This is a genomic window from Rhizobium mongolense USDA 1844 (assembly GCF_000419765.1).
In the GTDB taxonomy this organism is placed as follows: domain Bacteria; phylum Pseudomonadota; class Alphaproteobacteria; order Rhizobiales; family Rhizobiaceae; genus Rhizobium; species Rhizobium mongolense.
The window spans coordinates 128,338-143,872 of sequence record NZ_ATTQ01000018.1 but is presented as its reverse complement, the minus strand read 5'-3'; the positions used below and the strand labels follow the sequence as shown (position 1 = coordinate 143,872).

Genomic DNA, 15,535 nt, shown 5'->3' with positions numbered 1-15,535 from the left:
GGGTAGGCGAACTGCTCGCCTTGTGAGGTGATGTAAACAAGGGTGTGCTCACGCGTGGCGATGACGATGGTTCCCCTTGCGCTTCGCGTCGATGGCTCCCGACGTTCTTGCCAAGGTTCCCGATAGCGAGGCACTGGCTCGTAATCCAGCGGTGGCGGATAAGGGCTGTACGGGTCGTCATAACCGTAGCCACCATAGTCGTCGTATCCATCATAAGGCCCGTAAACCTGGGCTTGGGCCTGAAAGGCCGTCAGCAAAAGGGCTGCAGCCAAGAGAGCCAGCAATCTCATTTTGTCCGCCATCCGCTTGGGCCGAACTCTGTGGCGGCACTATGACCGCTAAGTTGCAAGAACTTCGAAACGATGCTGTCGCCCATGATCGGACCGCCTCCTTCATTTCCGCTTTCGCCGAAATTTCCATCTGGCGTCGATCAACGCCATCGTGGTGGTTCATGCGTTCGCAACCAAGGCCGCTCTACGACGGAGCTTTGCGATTGAGATACTTGCTCCGTACTGTTTAACGACCGCCTGTCGATCGACTTCCTCGCTGCGGCCACAGGCTTCACAAGCGACGACAAGAACCTGACACCGAACCTGTCGGAGAATAATCCCATCGCATAAGGAATTTTTTCTTACTTCGGACATCGGCCTGCGGTTGGTCAAATGCTATCGCGTTGAGTTTGGCCGAACTGTGCACTGTTCGTGATAATCTGCCTGGGCGAGACAATCCTGACGACCGGCCGCAATGCCGCCGAACACATGTCGGGCGATCTGACGTTTGCTGTTTTCTGCAGCGCTTTTAAAGTCTGAGGACTTTGATCAACCAAACCTGGCTTGTCGTTTAGACGCGCCGAGACTTGCGGGCTGCGTAGCGGCGGTCCCGCTTAGCCTTCCGATCTGCCTCGTCTGAGATCACACTGGCAATTCGCTCTCTTTCTTGCGTTTCGCGCTCCTCGGCTTTAGCCCGCGCCTCAGCATTCGCTGCGTCAGCCAGGGCGGCTGCGGCGGCAAGGTTGCGTTCGGCTTCTTCCTGTTTTGACTTCACGCGCTCGGCACGTCGTAGTTCACGAGCCTCGGCTGTGGCCCGTCGTTCCGCTCGCCTGGCGACCATCTCAGGGTCGTCGGCCTTGGGCGCGGCCTTGAGTTTATCAAGCAGCTGCTGCTTGGCTTCGTTCGCCGCTTTGCGGCGATTGGCAAAGTTATCATCGCCTGGATGTCTCAAACTATATCGTCCTGTTGTGTTGGTTTTCCTATGCCATTCACAGCTATCGACGCACTTGGCATACGACTGAACGGCATTGCTCTATAATAACCTGACCCTCCCTCACAAACAATCGCGGGGGCGGCTAAGAATCTGGGGCGAAAAGCGTCAAACAATGGCTGCGGCTCGCGAGATGGCGGCCGAAATGAGCGACATCGCAAACCTTTCCGATTTCAACTCCTGAAGGCACACCACGTCCGGCTTGGATTCCTCCAGCCAGCGCAGAAGAACGGGCAGCCGCCAGTTCACGCCATGACCTTGTAGGTGGCGATCTTCATCAGCGCTCGTGATCGCCTTTGTCACCTTCGCCCATTTTTGCTTTTGTCTTGGCCTTCGTGCGGCGGTCGGCTGCCAAAGATTTTCCGACGTCCACTGATTCTTTGAACCGGCCGTCTTCGTCACGCCGGACGTAGCGTTTGTCAGTGCCGGTATCGATGAGTTCGCGTTTTGTCATGTGTCTTCCTTTCGTCGGAGGTTATTGTGTTTTCTCGGTGCCTGCTGGCGCGACAGACTGAGAATCTCCCCCCGAACCGGATTCAGCAGTCGGATCGCGATCCGTCGGCGCGGTTTGCATCTGCTCACCGGCCGGAGGGGTATTGTCGATCACCTTTTGGTCGGTAGGAGTGACAACGGCATTCGGCTCCGTCGTGGCCGATTGGTTGACGTCGGTCGCCGAATCGTTGTCGACCGCCTCGCCAAACATTTCCGAGATGCCCCAAGCGATCATCGCCAGAAACAGGCCCCCGACCAGGACCTTCAAAACCGGACGTCCCAGAAACCCTTGTCGTGCTTCGACCGGCGTTTTGACGACATCCTTATCCTTATCCTCTGACGCGACCCGGTTGCCGCGCTCGTCTAAATAGGTAGCCATGGCATCATCCTCTTGAATTTAATGCAGCTAAACTGAGTTCCTATGGGAATGTTCCCTCACAATGAAACGGTCCTCGCGTCGTGCCTTCCTGCTCATCACGAGACACGCGGAATTCCCCAGGACCCGGATAATGAGAGTTGCACGAGAAGTTCGATCTTCTCATCATGCGGCTAATCGCAGAGTGTGCCGAAGGCGGATTGTCGCCTGCGACGGTCCTCGGTGCGCTTCGGGACGAAACTGGGAAAAAGGCTTGTCGCAATAGATGAAAGTGACGTTCGGCTTCGATTGCCATCACGCTCGGTCCATTGAATACTTGCACCGCGCTGGCTTTTCGCCTCTCAGCCGAACGTGCCCACAGCTGGCAACTCTGTGTTCTGGCTGGGGTCGTCAGGGGAAGACTGATCTTCAAAACCAAAAATTGTTTGCTAGGTCCCCGAGCGCGAGGTGATCACTTGCTCGCGTGACCATCCTGCATGGCTTCATCTATCATTGCGGCCGCTTGAAACTGAGTGCCCCGCTTTGCCACCAAAATTGTTCGGTGGTGTAAGAAAGTCGGCAAAGCGCTTACAGGCAGTCGCCGAACGTCCCCGATCACCTCAACTGGCCTCGAAAGGTGGCGGGGAGGAGCCTTCTCAAGGCTCATGGCCGCGCATCCGCCTAAGCATCAGCCATGGCAAAAACAATTTGCATTAACGCAGTGCGCTTAAACAGAATTCAGCGGCGCGGCCCCCCGTTCTCGATAGTTGGTCATCGAATCAGTTGAGGTGAAAGACTTCAGTTAAAAACTTTTTCACGGTGGCCTGTGCTGCCTCAGTCGCAGCCTTGTCGTAACCACTTGTCTCACCAGGTGCCATACAAGCATCCGCGTAGGTGAAGGGTTTGCCGGTCGAGACGTTGACGATCTTACCGTTTTCTTCACGGCGCTGACAATTGCGCGGCGTCTGTGCGCTCTTATTAAGACCTGGCCGCGCATCAGGGATATCAAATCCGTGATACGGGCCGCGATATTCGATCATGACCGCGTCCTTCCCGGCGTCCTTGAGGCGCGTGACGTAGTCACGACAGGTAGCAGCCAGGGTCGTGTCGTCCGCCGTGCCATGGAATTCGCGGATCGGTGCATCGGCGACATCGAGTTCATCGACGAACTTGAGTATTGCAGGCAGGATAGAACGAAATGTGTGCGGCAATCCGCGTTTTGCTCGGGCCATGGAGAGTTTGGAAGCGCCGCATGCTGGTGTACAGTGCTGCGGTACCACCGCGCGAGAAGCCCATCACTGCGATCCGTGAAGGATCGATGCGTGGGTGGGCCGCAAGCACGTCGACGGCGCGATAGGTGTCGTAGAACTGTGCGAAAGAGCTCAGTCGCGACGGGTCTATTTCAACCTCGTCTATGCCTCGCCCACCAAAGCTGTCGAGACGGAACGTGGCGATGCCCATTCTATTGAGAAAGTCGGCCCATCGGACTATCGAGACGTTCTTGTTGGTTCCGTGGAGCAGAACGACGGCTGGAAGGTGCTCATCCCAACCTGGAAACCGAAGCTGGCCGGTCGGCGTCACAGCAATGCCGTTCGCCGTGTCGCCCAGCAGGAACTGCTCGTCCGTTAAGGTGAGCGACGGCACTGTCAACGTTTCGTCTGGGGGAAACTTCGGCCGGGCTTCCTCGGCGTGCCCGTGTGGAGCGAACAGTGTCACAAAGAACAGGGTGAGGGCGGCTCCGATAAAGCGTACCATGATAAGCACCTCCGGCTTGGGGCCAACTTAGAAGGTTACGCCGCCAAGCCATTGACTCTCCCACAGCTTGTCTCGGATTGATGATAATATCCAAGGGTGGGATTTGCTGCAGAATTCCGCAAATCTCGACCTGCTACAGCGTGTGCGATCAAGATTTAGCGTACCTCCTATACGGGCGTTTCTCGTGATGCCGCAACTGATCGTAGCTGCCCGTTCTGTAATGCTATTCGACGGCAATGAAGCTGGGTTTGCCTTTCGCTCCGACCATCACGACCAGGAGTTTCGTAGGGACGCCGCCAGGATTGAAGGCTTGCATGGGGGTGTTCATCGGTCAGTTGCCGTTGCCGTCGTCTTCAGTAGAACTTTCCCTTCAAAGCCCACGGCTTCGTGCGAGTGATCCTGGGCAAGTACGGTCGTCGGGAACGGCGTCAACCAAGCGCACCCCGCCGCAACAGCAACGCCCAAGGTGAGGGATAACGTGCGCATAATCGTGTTCATCGCTTCCTCCATCCAGTCGAGGAATATTAGGTCATCCGAAATCAAGAGCGATAACGGTGGGTTGTCAAATCAACTTTTGGGAAATAGCGCACCTGCCGCGTCCACTGGGGACCGTACGGAAAAGTTCCGCCCAATTATAATGCGGCGGCCATTAGTGAGCGGCCGCAATGGGCGGCAATGAGCGTTCGGCCGGATCAGATGGACTTCAGCTTTTGGCGCATTCCGATCGCTGTTGGCCCGAAGCGGTCTTTACCGCTTGTGGCGAATCATCAAGCCCGCTAGCTTCCGCTGCACAGGCTTGGCCCGCGCCTCCTCCCTCCTTTCGGGGAAGTATCGCACATACGGGGTGACATCATCATCGAACCATCTGTTCGAGCGTCGCATAAGGAGGGGTTGCGTTTCAGGTTCGGAATGGAGGTCCTTTGATGAAACTCTCTGCCCCGATCTTCCAATTGAAACGCCGAGCCAAGCTCATGGCTCGGAATAGTAACGTTCCTCTGCACGAAGCCCTGGATCAAATTGCGCGAGAGGAGGGGTTCGCAAGATGGAGCCTGCTCTCGTCTCAAATCGCAGCGGGGTCACTGTCCAAAACAATATTATCCCGGCTGAATGATGGTGATCTGCTATTGGTGGCCGGTCGGCCGGGACATGGCAAGACCTCGCTTGGACTTCAGCTTTTGCTTGACGCTGCCCAAGACGAGAGAAAAGCGGTACTATTCACACTAGAACTTACCGAGCAGCAGGCACGCAAACACTTTCAGTCTTTGGATGAAGGCTCACACGGCGTTGCCGACAATCTGGAAATCGTGACGTCGGATGAAATCAGCGCGGATTACATCATTCGCTATTTGTCGGGGGCGAGGCCAGGAACGGTCGCCGTTATCGACTATCTGCAGATACTCGACCAGCAGCGAAGCAAGCCCGCCCTTTCGGATCAGGTCGTCGCTCTTGGAGAGTTCGCCAGAAAAACTGGTGTTGTTCTCGGGTTCATCTCCCAGATTGATCGGTCGTTTGATCCAGATAGCAAACGGCTGCCGGATATCCGGGACATTCGGCTTCCCAATCTCGTGGATTTAGGGCTCTTCACCAAAGCCTGCTTCCTGCACAACGGTGAGGCCCAGCTTCACGACGTGGTCTAACGTGCTCGACTGCCGTGATGCCGCAGGCGGGTCGCGGCAGTCGATCTTGCAATGACCGGTGTTGGCGGAATCCGGGCCGATGCCTCGTTCGCGTTCCGGCCCTTAGCGGCGATCTGTATATCCGACAACACATTCACGGGGATTGCGGCCAAACGCTAGGGACGTGAAATGGGAGATAGTCCGCATGGGTTCTCATGCGCTCCGGTCGGAGTTGCCGGGGTATTCAGCTCGCAAACTAGCGAGAACAACGAGGGAAAGTTCTCGGTGGGGCCGAGTGCGTTGACGACGAATGCTTTGATTGCTGCACCCTCACGCTCTTGGCGGGAATTTGCCTCGGTCGTGCTGCCCCAAACACTCCAGACGGCCACCAGATGACGTTCGATTGCTATTGCTGCCGTACAAAGCGTTGTATCGCCGGTGCTTTTGGTATCACATACGAGCGACGTCTCCCCACTCTTCAGGTGCATCTCACGGAGCTGGTCGGAGACCCTCCGATGGTTTTGGAACGCGTCCAGTTTCCGGTCATCGACGAGGAAGAAATGATTGTTGTCGTGCGGCATCGCTTGCTGAAGAGGTGACGATGGATCATTGCAAACCGACCGCGACCATTGGCGGGTAAAGCGAGAGCAAATTCGTATGAGCGACGTGTCAAAGTCGTCCCATCCGTACGTCCTCATTGTAATTTCCAGGTTATCAATCGTTGGTGCGGTGTCCTGGCTGCTTGCCGATTTACGAAACTCTTCCAAACGCTCTTTTGCCGCTTTGCGATCTTTTGATTTGTTTAATGAGAAAGAATGCTTCGCGCTTACGAGGCCCGTCAAGGCGACAAACGGCACCACCAGGGGCACATCTCCGACAATTACATGAGCATCCGAGGCGAGGAATTCGATTTCAGTTTCAGAATAGCGCTTCTGCGAAGGCGAGCACGCTGCCAGAACCGCGACGAGCACGATGCAGAGAGACAAAAATGGCAAGGGCGGGCAACGCGACGTCATCCCTATCAGATACCACGCTCAGACTGCAGGATCGTTATTGCTAATCAGCTAATTGTACTGACTTTCGGTTGATCTCCCCGCGGTTTGCCGGGGCGTGCAAAGACAGATTCCCGGGCGAAAGCGACGCTGTCAGACAGCTCGTCTTGGCCCAAGCAGACGCCAGTGCCGCTAGCCGGTGACTTTGACGACCCGAACTTCACCCCGCGATGCGCGGCCGGAATCCCAGCAAGGCCCACCGAATGGCCAGCCCAAGCGTAAGGATTAACAACGGAGGCACGATGGCACTCCATCCAGTCGTCCATAGGGCCTCGTAGCGTGCAAGCCTGATCTTGGCATTCTGTAGGGCCGTGGCTTTGGGGAGGTACGCTTCGATGGTCTTTAGGTTTGCCTCATGTACTGCGCTAGCCGGGAAGAAGAAGGCCGTCTCTCTAAGGCCCGTTTGGTCAAAGCTGATTTCATACTCGATGAGCAACTTTCGCTCTTTGAGCGCACGCGCGGCTGAAATCTTCTCACCCAAGGGTTCGAGGTATTCAGGATCGCCTTCACCCATCCTGAACCCCCCAAGAGATATAGGGATTGGCTATGCTGTTCCACATGAGGAGGCCAACCAAGACACACCAGATCACACTCAGGACGATCCACATCCTGAATAGCCCTCTACCCCACGCCATTTAAGCTCCCTCACCCCTGCCAGAGAAGTAAGCCGATCATGAGACCAATACGAACTCCCAGCAAGTACCAAGTAGCCAAGGGCTATCCGATATGGGAGGCGCGATGACGCTCATGGCGCGAAGGAGGTCGGACTGTCTTCAGCTTCGGCCCGAAGCGACCATTCAGCTTTCCCTTGCAAGCCAGGATGAAGTTCTTTATGAGCAGCCGCATGAACAACACCGCGCTCATCGCCGCAATTTATTATGCGACGCTTCCCTAAGGAGCGGCGCGTTTCAATCATGCCTTGAAACAAGCCGCCGTCAGGCGGTTTTGTTCATTGTGGAGAACCCCTGGCGGCAATACCAGGAGAGTTCCGATGACAATTTCCGATGCCTCGGCCGATCATTTCGAACCGCGTTCGGTGGTCATGAAGACGCTGGTCGAACGCGGTTATGTGAACCAAGCGACCGATCTGCCAGGGATCGATGCCGCCTTCGAGGCTGGCATCGTGCCCGCTTACGTTGGTTTCGATGCGACTGCCGACAGCTTACATGTGGGCCACCTTCTTCCGATCATGACTCTTCGCCGCCTTCAGCAGGCAGGTCATAAGCCCATTGTTCTCATCGGGGGCGGGACCACTCGTATCGGTGATCCGAGCTTCCGGTCGGAGGTGCGGCCGATGCTGACGGACGAGCAGATCACCAGCAACATCGAAGGGATCAGAAAAGTCTTTGATCGTCTTCTTGCCTTCGGTGACGGCCCGACGGATGCCATGATGGTCAACAATGCTGACTGGCTGGATGGCATTCGCTGGATCGACATGCTGAGAGACGTAGGCAGGCACTTCTCCGTCAATCGGATGCTCTCTTTCGACAGTGTCAGGTCGCGGCTGGAGAAGCAGGAGAACCTGAGCTTCCTCGAATTCAATTACATGATCCTCCAGGCGTTCGACTTCCTTGAGCTATCCCGCCGGATCGGCTGCCGCTTGCAAATGGGCGGGGCCGACCAGTGGGGGAACATCATCAACGGCATCGACCTGGTCCGGCGAACGGACGGGAACGAAGTTTTTGGGATGACTGCGCCGCTTCTGGCAACTGCTTCGGGTTTGAAGATGGGTAAGACGGCTGCCGGAGCTGTATGGCTGAACGAGGATCGCTTGTCGCCATACGACTACTGGCAATTCTGGCGCAACGCGGAAGATGCTGATGTTGTCCGGTTCCTGAAGCTCTTCACAGACCTGCCGGTGGATGAGATCGAACGGCTCGGCCAGGCAGAAGGGGCCGAACTTAACACCGTCAAGGAACGTCTCGCCAACGAAGCCACGGCGCTTGTCCATGGAGCTGGTTCCGCAAATCAGGCTGCGGCTACGGCGAGACGGGCGTTCGGGCACGGTGAGGCTGCAGAGGGGCTGCCGACGCTTCATTTGGATGATGCGGAGCGCAGGAGCGGGGTAGCCCTTGTGGAGTTATTGGTCCGTGCTGGATTGACCTCCTCGAAGGGGGAGGCGCGAAGAGCGATCTCGGGGCGCGGTGTGCGGGTCAACGGCGAGATCGTGGAGGAACTCGATGTCATGATATCAGACCAGGACCTTCCGATCCGGCTTTCCCTGGGTCGGAAGCGTCACACGGTCGTGAAGTAGGTCCGATGCGCCGGATTGCAGAGCCCGGCGCATCACTTGTCTGCTCCGTTACTTCCCTGGCAGCCCTGCCTTGATCAAGTCGCTCACCTGTCGGTCCAGAACGTGGTCGTCGACAAAGATGACGCGCTCACGAGAAAGTACGTCGGGAAATTTTTTAACCAATAATACGCTGCCATCGTTTCTTCTCGAATTGTTGGCTGATCGATCAAAGGGTGAGGCGATGTATGAGCAGTTCGACAGACGAAGTAAAACCCCAGCCGCGTGGTAAGTCTAGTAAAAATGCTGGTTGTAATATGGGTGCTGCTTGGCCTGCCTGTTTTCTCCAAGATGCTTGGGGCAGACTTCCTCCCTTCCACGGACTGGATGGCAAAGTCAGGTGCTCTTGGAATAGCTGCCGGTCTTCTTACCGGGGCCATGGTGTTCTTGTTGATAATCAGAAGCATCGACACGCAGCCGGGCAGCGATTTCAAGAAGTTCTGCGCGATCATCATGTCTCCATTCTTTGGTTACGTCATAGGAAGAAATGCAGTTATCATCATCGGCCCAATGATCCTTGGACTGGTCGTGGGCCATCAGGTGGAACTTCCGTTCACCGTTTCTAACGCTAATTATTCTGGTTCGAAGGGATGCCGTTCGCCAATTGAACTAGAGAGCCTCCGATCCTCTTCGCTGAAATCATCTGGAGCTAATTTTGTAACCGGAGATTTACCAGCTTACAATCAGAAGGCCGCCACATCTTGGAAGCGGCGGTTGTTTTGCGTATAACGATTTTGCTAACAGGGGTTGTGTTCGTGATCTACATCGCGGTTGGACTTCTTATTGCTCATGTTGTTTTGATCGCTACTGGGTTTGGTCTTCGTAATAGCGAGGAACAGTGGGTGCTCGGCCTGATGTTCGGCTGGTACTGTTTCACTATGCTTGGCTCCATTGCCGCGATCTGGCTTCACTATAAAAAAATCACCCGCGCGTGGAGCCGTCTTGCTAGATGCAGCGCGCCATTCAGCTTCGAAATCAAGCGGCGCGGCGCTCGTGCTCTTCGAAACGGAGCATCTCAAAGCCAATATTCGCGCAGCACTGGCCGAAGCGACGCTCAGTCCGTGGCAGCGGAGCTTTCTCTCGGACGTGCTTCACAGGCTGGAGAGATACGGTGGCAGGACGCGCCTGACCGACAAGCAAATGTTGAAACTTAATCAAATTCTCGGGCGCGACGGAACGCAGCGCCACGAAGCGATAGTGGCATTCCGTTCGGCCCCATACCCGCGTCGCTCACAACATCGCAAATCTTCCTTCCTGCCGCGACAGGTCAGGTGGTGGAGTAGAAAGTTTGCCCGAGATGCAGTGATTGTGGCACTCATCGCGATGGTCGGCTTTCTTTATTCACTGTTCGAGACCGGACCGAAGCAATTTTTTCTTGGTACAGCTAGCAAATCGCCGAATGTGGCGGAGCAGGTCTGGTCATCGTTCACAGTGACGGACGGCGATACCGTCCACGTCGCGGGAGAGCGGGCAGGGACGCGCCTAGTTGGCTTCAACACACCTGAGACCTTCAGCCCTCAATGCAGGTATGAACGGGAACTGGGCAACCGCGCGAAAGAGCGTCTGAAGGAACTGGTCAGTTCGCCAAACGTGCAACTCACAAAGGTGGCGTGTGCTTGTCCAACCGGTACCGAAGGAACGGACGCGTGCAATTACGGACGCAGTTGCGGCGTCTTGAAGGTCGGAGGACAAGATGTAGGGCAAATCCTGATTGCCGAAGGTCTTGCCGTTCCCTTCATCTGTGGAGGAAGCCGCTGCCCGAGAACTCCAAGGCCGTGGTGCGGGCGGCAATCATGACGATTTCTCCGAGAAGGCCGTTCATGCTCATGGAACCATCGGCTGTGCGCCGACTGCTGGTCCTTTTCCTGCTTCTTGGATTTTCTGGCATTGCATTGGCTGAGGAAAATGTTTGGAACGAGGAGACGTTCGAATACTATGCCTCGATCATCCGTCAGCAACCCGACACGCATAGCCGTCTCATTGATGGGTGCGCCCAGCGCGGGATACTGAAAATGGACAGCGACACCAAGGCGCAGATCGAACGCGACTCGTCTATATCTGCTAGCGAGGCGACCAAGGAAGTTTGCCGCCGAGTGATCAAAGGAATCGCTTCCGGCGCAGTTACCTATGAGGTTTTTCGAAAATGGGCCAACGCGCCAGATGACGAGAAGGTCAGTTTTCCCGACTACCAGTGATTTGTCACAAGTGGACGAGGGGCTGTCGCCTTTGATCACGAGATTCATGCCGATGCCAAACATCGCTGGAACCGTAAATTGTTTGGTATCCCGGCGGACGTTCAGCATCAGGAGAAAGCGTAATAGGCTGCCGCGACGCAGAAACCAAATACCGCAAGTGCAGCCCACGCTGCCACATTTATCCAAGGCCAAATAGGTTTCGGCTTGCCAGATAGGCGTTCAAAAACAGCAGGAAAAACTGCCGTCATCAGATCGTTCATCTGCAAAGACCTAGACTGCAAAGTAAGCGTCCGGTGATGTTGACCAGCAAGCAGGGCATCGGAATGTTAAGACGGTGTGGCTCATTGGGGAAGGAAAAACTTGTGCGTCGTACTTTCGTACTGCTTCTGATCGGTGCTTTTGCGACGCCGAGTTTTGGGCAGAGTCGGGCTGAGCTTGGAGCCAATCCTAACGACCATCCATTTCAGTGTGGAGCGGCATTCTCGATCATGGCGAAGGTGTATCAGGAAGCCGGTGACACCAGCAAATCCGAAGGCTACCAAATCAAATTTGACAAGCTAGTCACCGAGGCCGAGGCCATTTTTGAGGAAGCCCATAAGTCTAAAGGCGATGCGGAGGCCTACATGCAGAAGCATGTCGATTTGTTAGCGGCTGTTGCCGAGAGAGACGCAAAGCTCGTGATCAATTTCGCCCGGCGTTGTGAAGAGCGTTTCCCTGGTTAAGGGCGGATATACTCGTTCGGGGGTAGATGCTAGCCGGAACGACGGTATGCCTCATACATCCCATCCCGATTAGGAATAGGGGCGGTTGCAACACCTTCGTCGCAGAATATTACGAAACGAAAAAGGGCCCTGCTGGGCTGGGGGGCGGTCGGTTGCAGGGCCAGGTCGCCTGAATAGGACTGGCTGAACGCGCGTCTCGTTACCCGAAACAAGAGAGTGTGCGCGATATCGAAGAATAACAGATTTCTCATGAAAGGAAGCTGCAACTTCGCCACAGACGCTTGCGGCGCGTGCAGTGACAATTTCAAGAGACGGTCTTCGAAATCTGCTGGTTCAGTTGAAGGTGTGCACCCTGAGTTTCAGGCTGCCGTCGGCCTGTTTCTCAAAGACATGGGTTGCCACCCCAGCCCATGGCTGGTCAGCGCCCTTAGCGTCTTTACCCTTGGCCGACCATTTCGCTGTGCCAACCAGCAGCTTGCCGTCGCCCTGTGCCTCGATCAGTTCAAGCTTGTGGCCTGTCACGCCCATGCCGAAGATTCCGCCGAAGAATTTCTCGACGCCGCCCGGCCCCTTAATCACGTCATGGGTGGCGGGCAAGAAAATAGCGTTGTCCGTATAGAATGCCGCAACGGCTTTTGCGTCCGCTTTGTTGAATGCTGCGTCCCACGCCGAGTAGGCGGCCTTTACCTCGTCTGCCGGGTCAGCCTTGGCAGGGGCGAACGAGAAGAAAATGCACAGCACGGCAAACATGGAAGTCAGAAGTTTATCCATGATGTCCTCCCAACAAACATGCGGGCATAGATGGTAAATCCCGCTTCGAACCGTAAGCTCCGACAGCCGGGGTGTAAACTCGCCCATTTGGCGTAGCAGCTCCTGTAGCGCGGAACATCGAGAACCGCGCGGCACGCGCTATGCCGCGTGAGTTTGTTTACCACATCCCGATCATATGCCTCGCACACTCCCAAAAGATGATATCGGGCGAGTTCACTACCCGACGTGGCCGCTAGAGACAGTTATCAAGCAGCGAACGGTGACCGGAGCAATCCGACTGGAGATGGAAAGGGGCCGGTACGGGTGTTCACGCAATCTACCGTCATCGTCTGCCTGCTTGGAACCATTGCGCTTGTTTTGACAGCGATCTCGACAGGGCATCGGCGAAAGCAACGGCGAATAGGAGTCCGGGCATTTCAGGCCAGGCTGGCGATGCCAGCCACTTTGTCGCTCAGCGGCTTTGTGGTTCTAGCTGTTACGGAAATCCCGCCCCTGCAAGACGCGTCGAACACGCTTGGGGTGCTGCTGTTTTTCGTCATGGGAATTTCAAGTTTTACGATCCCGTTCGCGCTCACTTTTTGGGTCATGCTTCTCGCATTGGCCAAGTGGGTGAATGTGTTTGCGGCAATTGCCGTCGTCTCGATGGGAGTGACCGTTGGCCATGTCGTAGGGTACGTGCTTGGAAGAAGCCGGGTAACCGGCCAAACCGCCTAGCGGTTCCATAAGATAGATTATGTGACATGTATGTTATAGCCGGGTGGGTTCAAGGATGAAGTGCGACTTGCGAAAGATGCCAATGGGTTATCGCTCGCAAGGAAAGCGCAATGAGACACACCTACTCCCATATCGACCTGGATGAACGCCGCAAGATCGCTCGCTGGCGGACGGCCGGCATCAGCGTCGAGATTATCGCCGAGAAACTCGGGCGGCATCGCTCAACGATCTTTCGTGAGCTCAAGCGCAACACGTTCGTCGACAAGCTGATACCGGATCTCAACGGCTATTACTGCGTGACGGCCCATGACATGGCTTGTGAGCGTCGTGCCAAGTTGCGAAAGCTGGCGCGGTTCTCACATGTGCGGCAGTCCGTGATCGACCGGATCCTGCACGGATGGTCGCCCCAGCAGATCGCTGGTCGCATGCGGCTGGAGCGTCATCCGATCTCGGTCAGCCACGAAACGATCTACAAATTCGCCTATTCCGCAGATGGTCAGGCCATCAAGCTGTGGCGGCACCTGCCGGAACACCGGGCCAGGCGCCGGCCGCGGCATGCTCGACGTCGACATGGCCAGCGCTTCAGCCCGGAATTGAACATCCTGCGCCGCCCGGACGTCGTTGCCGATCGCAAGCAGTTCGGGCACTGGGAATGCGACCTAATCCAGTTCCGCAAGAAATTCGGCAAGGCCAATGTGACATCGCTCGTCGAACGGGTCAGCCGCTTTGCGATCTTCCTTCGCAACAACGATCGGCAATCCCGGCCTGTCATGGACGGGCTGATCCGCGCGCTGCAATCCCTGCCCCATCTTGCCCGCCGCTCGATCACATTCGATCGCGGCACCGAGTTCACCGACTGGCCGTATCTGCAAGCAAACATCGGCACCCAGACCTGGTTCTGCGATCCGCAATCGCCTTGGCAGAAAGGCACCGTCGAAAACACCAATGGGCGAGTTCGCAAATGGCTTTCGAGAGAGGTCGATCCCTTGTCGGTGACGGATGCAGACCTTCTTGCCGGGTGGGTTCAAGGATGAAGTGCGACTTGCGATAGATACCAATAGGTTATCACTCGCAAGGAATGCTCATGAGACGCACCTACTCCCAGATCGATATGGATGAACGTCGTAAGATCGCTCGCTGGCGAGCGGCCGGCCTGAGCGCCACGGTCATTGCCGAGAAGCTTGGACGGCATCGTTCGACGATTTTCCGCGAGCTCAAGCGGAATGCGTTTGAGGATCCGCAGATGCCGAATCTGAGCGGCTACTATTGCGTGACCGCCAACGAGATGGCACGTGAACGCAGAGCCAAGCTGCGCAAGCTCGCCCGCTTCGTCCATGTGCGCCAAGCGGTGATCGAGCGGATCGTGCATGGCTGGTCGCCACAGCAGATCGCCGGCCGCATGCGGCTGGAGCGCCATCCGATTTGCGTCAGTTACGAGACGATCTACAAGTTCGCCTATTCCGCAGACGGTCAGGCCATCAAGCTGCGGCGGCACCTGCCGGAGCGTCGCGCGAGACGGAGACCGCGGCATGCCCGACGCCGTCACGGTCGCCGCTTCAGCCCGGAACTCAACATTCTTCACCGTCCTGACACGGTCGCCGAACGCAAGCAGTTCGGGCATTGGGAGTGCGATCTCATTCAGTTTCGCAAGAAGTTCGGCAAGGCCAACGTGACGTGGGCAAACGCACATACGAGCCCGTGGCAAAGGCCGAGAAGAAAGAAAGCGCGGGGAGCCCGCCAGGCTAATCGTTTGAGCGATAGAACAGGGCCCGACCCGTCGGCATCAACTGAAGCAGATAGTCAAAGTCACTCACATTGGCCGTGAGAACGGTGAGGCCGATCTTTTGCGCCTGCAAGAAGAGGACGCAGTCGTGAAGGGCACGTAGGCGGGCATCACGCTGGTAACCCTGCAATCGACATAGAATCCCAGACAGGAGAGCTGCGCGTCCCAGTGTGTCGGCATCCGGCACGAAGATGCGGTGCGCCGGCATTTCACGAATCATCGTCCTGATCTGCCGAACCGCCGCCCTCGTGCGGGGGTGCTCAGGATCAAGCACGCCAACTGTGTGCATCAGCTCCTGGACAGCGATTGTCGAATGATTGCTATGGCGGATGTCGAGCAGGTTCGCAACGATGTCAGGGGCACGTCCTTGCAAACCATCTATGTAGACGCACGTGTCGAGAAGGAGCTCTTGCCCGGCCTCCGCCATATCGCTTAGGAACGGCAACTCCTCATCATCGCGCCGCGCCAAGGTTTTTCGCGGATCGAACCGTGCCCAGCGGAGGGCCGCGTCGAAGTCGAAATCGGACACA

Annotated in this window: 18 protein-coding genes and 4 pseudogenes; 8 read left to right on the top strand and 14 right to left on the bottom strand. The window is 56.4% G+C overall.

Annotated elements, in window-relative coordinates; all coding sequences use genetic code 11:
- From A3C3_RS44035 to A3C3_RS45515, 8 genes and pseudogenes are all read right to left on the bottom strand, one after another.
- Window positions 1–290, bottom strand: a pseudogene (locus tag A3C3_RS44035) (L,D-transpeptidase); the annotation flags it as partial.
- Window positions 291–840: 550 nt separating this feature from the next.
- Window positions 841–1,221 carry a DUF6481 family protein gene (locus A3C3_RS0127885; RefSeq protein ID WP_022717863.1) on the bottom strand — a complete coding sequence of 127 codons (381 nt, stop codon included), beginning with the start codon at window positions 1,219–1,221 and terminating at the stop codon, window positions 841–843.
- A gap of 174 nt (window positions 1,222–1,395) precedes the next feature.
- Window positions 1,396–1,538, bottom strand: a pseudogene (locus A3C3_RS44030) (exodeoxyribonuclease III); the annotation flags it as partial.
- Complete coding sequence (locus A3C3_RS46250) at window positions 1,538–1,714, bottom strand: hypothetical protein (RefSeq protein WP_022717861.1); 177 nt, start codon at window positions 1,712–1,714, stop codon at window positions 1,538–1,540. The gene A3C3_RS46250 and the pseudogene A3C3_RS44030, both read right to left, overlap by 1 nt.
- A gap of 21 nt (window positions 1,715–1,735) precedes the next feature.
- Window positions 1,736–2,131 carry a hypothetical protein gene (locus A3C3_RS0127870; RefSeq protein WP_022717860.1) on the bottom strand — a complete coding sequence of 132 codons (396 nt, stop codon included), beginning with the start codon at window positions 2,129–2,131 and terminating at the stop codon, window positions 1,736–1,738.
- A gap of 755 nt (window positions 2,132–2,886) precedes the next feature.
- Window positions 2,887–3,318 (bottom strand): dienelactone hydrolase family protein, encoded by a 432-nt coding sequence (locus A3C3_RS47340; RefSeq protein WP_233450550.1) that lies wholly within the window; start codon window positions 3,316–3,318, stop codon window positions 2,887–2,889.
- Window positions 3,266–3,862, bottom strand: coding sequence for a dienelactone hydrolase family protein (locus tag A3C3_RS47335; protein ID WP_233450549.1), 597 nt, complete (start codon window positions 3,860–3,862; stop codon window positions 3,266–3,268). The genes A3C3_RS47340 and A3C3_RS47335 overlap by 53 nt, the downstream gene beginning before the upstream one ends.
- Before the next feature lie 324 nt (window positions 3,863–4,186).
- Window positions 4,187–4,360 (bottom strand): hypothetical protein, encoded by a 174-nt coding sequence (locus A3C3_RS45515; RefSeq protein ID WP_022717857.1) that lies wholly within the window; start codon window positions 4,358–4,360, stop codon window positions 4,187–4,189.
- A gap of 425 nt (window positions 4,361–4,785) precedes the next feature.
- On the opposite strand from A3C3_RS45515, the gene A3C3_RS0127845 reads away from it, so the two are divergent.
- Window positions 4,786–5,499 (top strand): DNA helicase, encoded by a 714-nt coding sequence (locus A3C3_RS0127845; RefSeq protein WP_022717856.1) that lies wholly within the window; start codon window positions 4,786–4,788, stop codon window positions 5,497–5,499.
- Window positions 5,500–5,654: 155 nt separating this feature from the next.
- On the opposite strand, the gene A3C3_RS44025 is transcribed toward A3C3_RS0127845, so the two are convergent.
- Together A3C3_RS44025 and A3C3_RS0127830 are read right to left on the bottom strand one after the other, a co-directional pair.
- The gene (locus A3C3_RS44025; protein ID WP_084797040.1) at window positions 5,655–6,494 is read right to left on the bottom strand and encodes a hypothetical protein; all 840 of its coding nucleotides are present in this window, start codon (window positions 6,492–6,494) and stop codon (window positions 5,655–5,657) included.
- Between the two features lie 196 nt (window positions 6,495–6,690).
- Window positions 6,691–7,044 carry a hypothetical protein gene (locus tag A3C3_RS0127830; protein ID WP_022717854.1) on the bottom strand — a complete coding sequence of 118 codons (354 nt, stop codon included), beginning with the start codon at window positions 7,042–7,044 and terminating at the stop codon, window positions 6,691–6,693.
- 477 nt (window positions 7,045–7,521) lie between these two features.
- Between A3C3_RS0127830 and tyrS the strand changes: the two genes are divergently transcribed.
- The gene (gene tyrS, locus A3C3_RS0127815; RefSeq protein ID WP_022717851.1) at window positions 7,522–8,784 is read left to right on the top strand and encodes a tyrosine--tRNA ligase; all 1,263 of its coding nucleotides are present in this window, start codon (window positions 7,522–7,524) and stop codon (window positions 8,782–8,784) included.
- A 372-nt stretch (window positions 8,785–9,156) separates the two neighbouring features.
- On the opposite strand, the gene A3C3_RS45510 is transcribed toward tyrS, so the two are convergent.
- Window positions 9,157–9,357: a hypothetical protein gene (locus A3C3_RS45510; RefSeq protein WP_022717850.1), complete on the bottom strand. Its 201-nt coding sequence runs from the start codon at window positions 9,355–9,357 to the stop codon at window positions 9,157–9,159.
- Between the two features lie 405 nt (window positions 9,358–9,762).
- On the opposite strand from A3C3_RS45510, the gene A3C3_RS44015 reads away from it, so the two are divergent.
- On the top strand, window positions 9,763–10,617 hold the full coding sequence (locus A3C3_RS44015) for a thermonuclease family protein (protein WP_084797038.1): 855 nt from the start codon (window positions 9,763–9,765) through the stop codon (window positions 10,615–10,617).
- Window positions 10,614–11,015: a hypothetical protein gene (locus tag A3C3_RS0127795; protein ID WP_145611621.1), complete on the top strand. Its 402-nt coding sequence runs from the start codon at window positions 10,614–10,616 to the stop codon at window positions 11,013–11,015. Before A3C3_RS44015 ends, A3C3_RS0127795 begins: the two co-directional genes overlap by 4 nt.
- Window positions 11,016–11,122: 107 nt before the next feature.
- Here the strand turns inward: A3C3_RS0127795 and A3C3_RS45505 are convergent, their stop codons facing one another.
- Complete coding sequence (locus A3C3_RS45505) at window positions 11,123–11,275, bottom strand: hypothetical protein (RefSeq protein ID WP_156890798.1); 153 nt, start codon at window positions 11,273–11,275, stop codon at window positions 11,123–11,125.
- Window positions 11,276–11,377: 102 nt separating this feature from the next.
- Between A3C3_RS45505 and A3C3_RS0127790 the strand changes: the two genes are divergently transcribed.
- Window positions 11,378–11,737, top strand: a complete 360-nt coding sequence (locus tag A3C3_RS0127790) for a hypothetical protein (RefSeq protein ID WP_145611619.1) — start codon at window positions 11,378–11,380, stop codon at window positions 11,735–11,737.
- Between the two features lie 333 nt (window positions 11,738–12,070).
- On the opposite strand, the gene A3C3_RS0127785 is transcribed toward A3C3_RS0127790, so the two are convergent.
- Entirely contained in the window at window positions 12,071–12,508 is a 438-nt protein-coding gene (locus A3C3_RS0127785) for a YybH family protein (RefSeq protein WP_022717844.1), read from the bottom strand.
- A gap of 432 nt (window positions 12,509–12,940) precedes the next feature.
- On the opposite strand from A3C3_RS0127785, the gene A3C3_RS0127780 reads away from it, so the two are divergent.
- The 3 genes and pseudogenes from A3C3_RS0127780 to A3C3_RS44010 all read left to right on the top strand — a co-directional run.
- Window positions 12,941–13,222 (top strand): hypothetical protein, encoded by a 282-nt coding sequence (locus tag A3C3_RS0127780; RefSeq protein ID WP_145611617.1) that lies wholly within the window; start codon window positions 12,941–12,943, stop codon window positions 13,220–13,222.
- Between the two features lie 110 nt (window positions 13,223–13,332).
- A pseudogene (locus tag A3C3_RS39415) lies at window positions 13,333–14,232 on the top strand (IS30 family transposase); the annotation flags it as partial.
- Window positions 14,233–14,306: 74 nt separating this feature from the next.
- A pseudogene (locus tag A3C3_RS44010) lies at window positions 14,307–14,897 on the top strand (IS30 family transposase); the annotation flags it as partial.
- 67 nt (window positions 14,898–14,964) lie between these two features.
- Here the strand turns inward: A3C3_RS44010 and A3C3_RS0127765 are convergent.
- Window positions 14,965–15,534, bottom strand: coding sequence for a type II toxin-antitoxin system VapC family toxin (locus tag A3C3_RS0127765; protein ID WP_022717840.1), 570 nt, complete (start codon window positions 15,532–15,534; stop codon window positions 14,965–14,967).
- Window position 15,535 lies beyond the last annotated feature (1 nt).

Coding starts and splice junctions, on each gene's coding strand:
- A3C3_RS46250 (WP_022717861.1), bottom strand. CDS start 1,714: ATGACAAAACGCGAACTCATCGATACCGGCACTGACAAACGCTACGTC.
- A3C3_RS0127870 (WP_022717860.1), bottom strand. CDS start 2,131: ATGGCTACCTATTTAGACGAGCGCGGCAACCGGGTCGCGTCAGAGGAT.
- A3C3_RS47335 (WP_233450549.1), bottom strand. CDS start 3,862: ATGGTACGCTTTATCGGAGCCGCCCTCACCCTGTTCTTTGTGACACTG.
- A3C3_RS45515 (WP_022717857.1), bottom strand. CDS start 4,360: ATGAACACGATTATGCGCACGTTATCCCTCACCTTGGGCGTTGCTGTT.
- A3C3_RS0127845 (WP_022717856.1), top strand. CDS start 4,786: ATGAAACTCTCTGCCCCGATCTTCCAATTGAAACGCCGAGCCAAGCTC.
- A3C3_RS44025 (WP_084797040.1), bottom strand. CDS start 6,494: ATGACGTCGCGTTGCCCGCCCTTGCCATTTTTGTCTCTCTGCATCGTG.
- A3C3_RS0127830 (WP_022717854.1), bottom strand. CDS start 7,044: ATGGGTGAAGGCGATCCTGAATACCTCGAACCCTTGGGTGAGAAGATT.
- tyrS (WP_022717851.1), top strand. CDS start 7,522: ATGACAATTTCCGATGCCTCGGCCGATCATTTCGAACCGCGTTCGGTG.
- A3C3_RS45510 (WP_022717850.1), bottom strand. CDS start 9,357: ATGGCCCACGACCAGTCCAAGGATCATTGGGCCGATGATGATAACTGC.
- A3C3_RS0127795 (WP_145611621.1), top strand. CDS start 10,614: ATGACGATTTCTCCGAGAAGGCCGTTCATGCTCATGGAACCATCGGCT.
- A3C3_RS45505 (WP_156890798.1), bottom strand. CDS start 11,275: ATGAACGATCTGATGACGGCAGTTTTTCCTGCTGTTTTTGAACGCCTA.
- A3C3_RS0127785 (WP_022717844.1), bottom strand. CDS start 12,508: ATGGATAAACTTCTGACTTCCATGTTTGCCGTGCTGTGCATTTTCTTC.
- A3C3_RS0127780 (WP_145611617.1), top strand. CDS start 12,941: ATGCCAGCCACTTTGTCGCTCAGCGGCTTTGTGGTTCTAGCTGTTACG.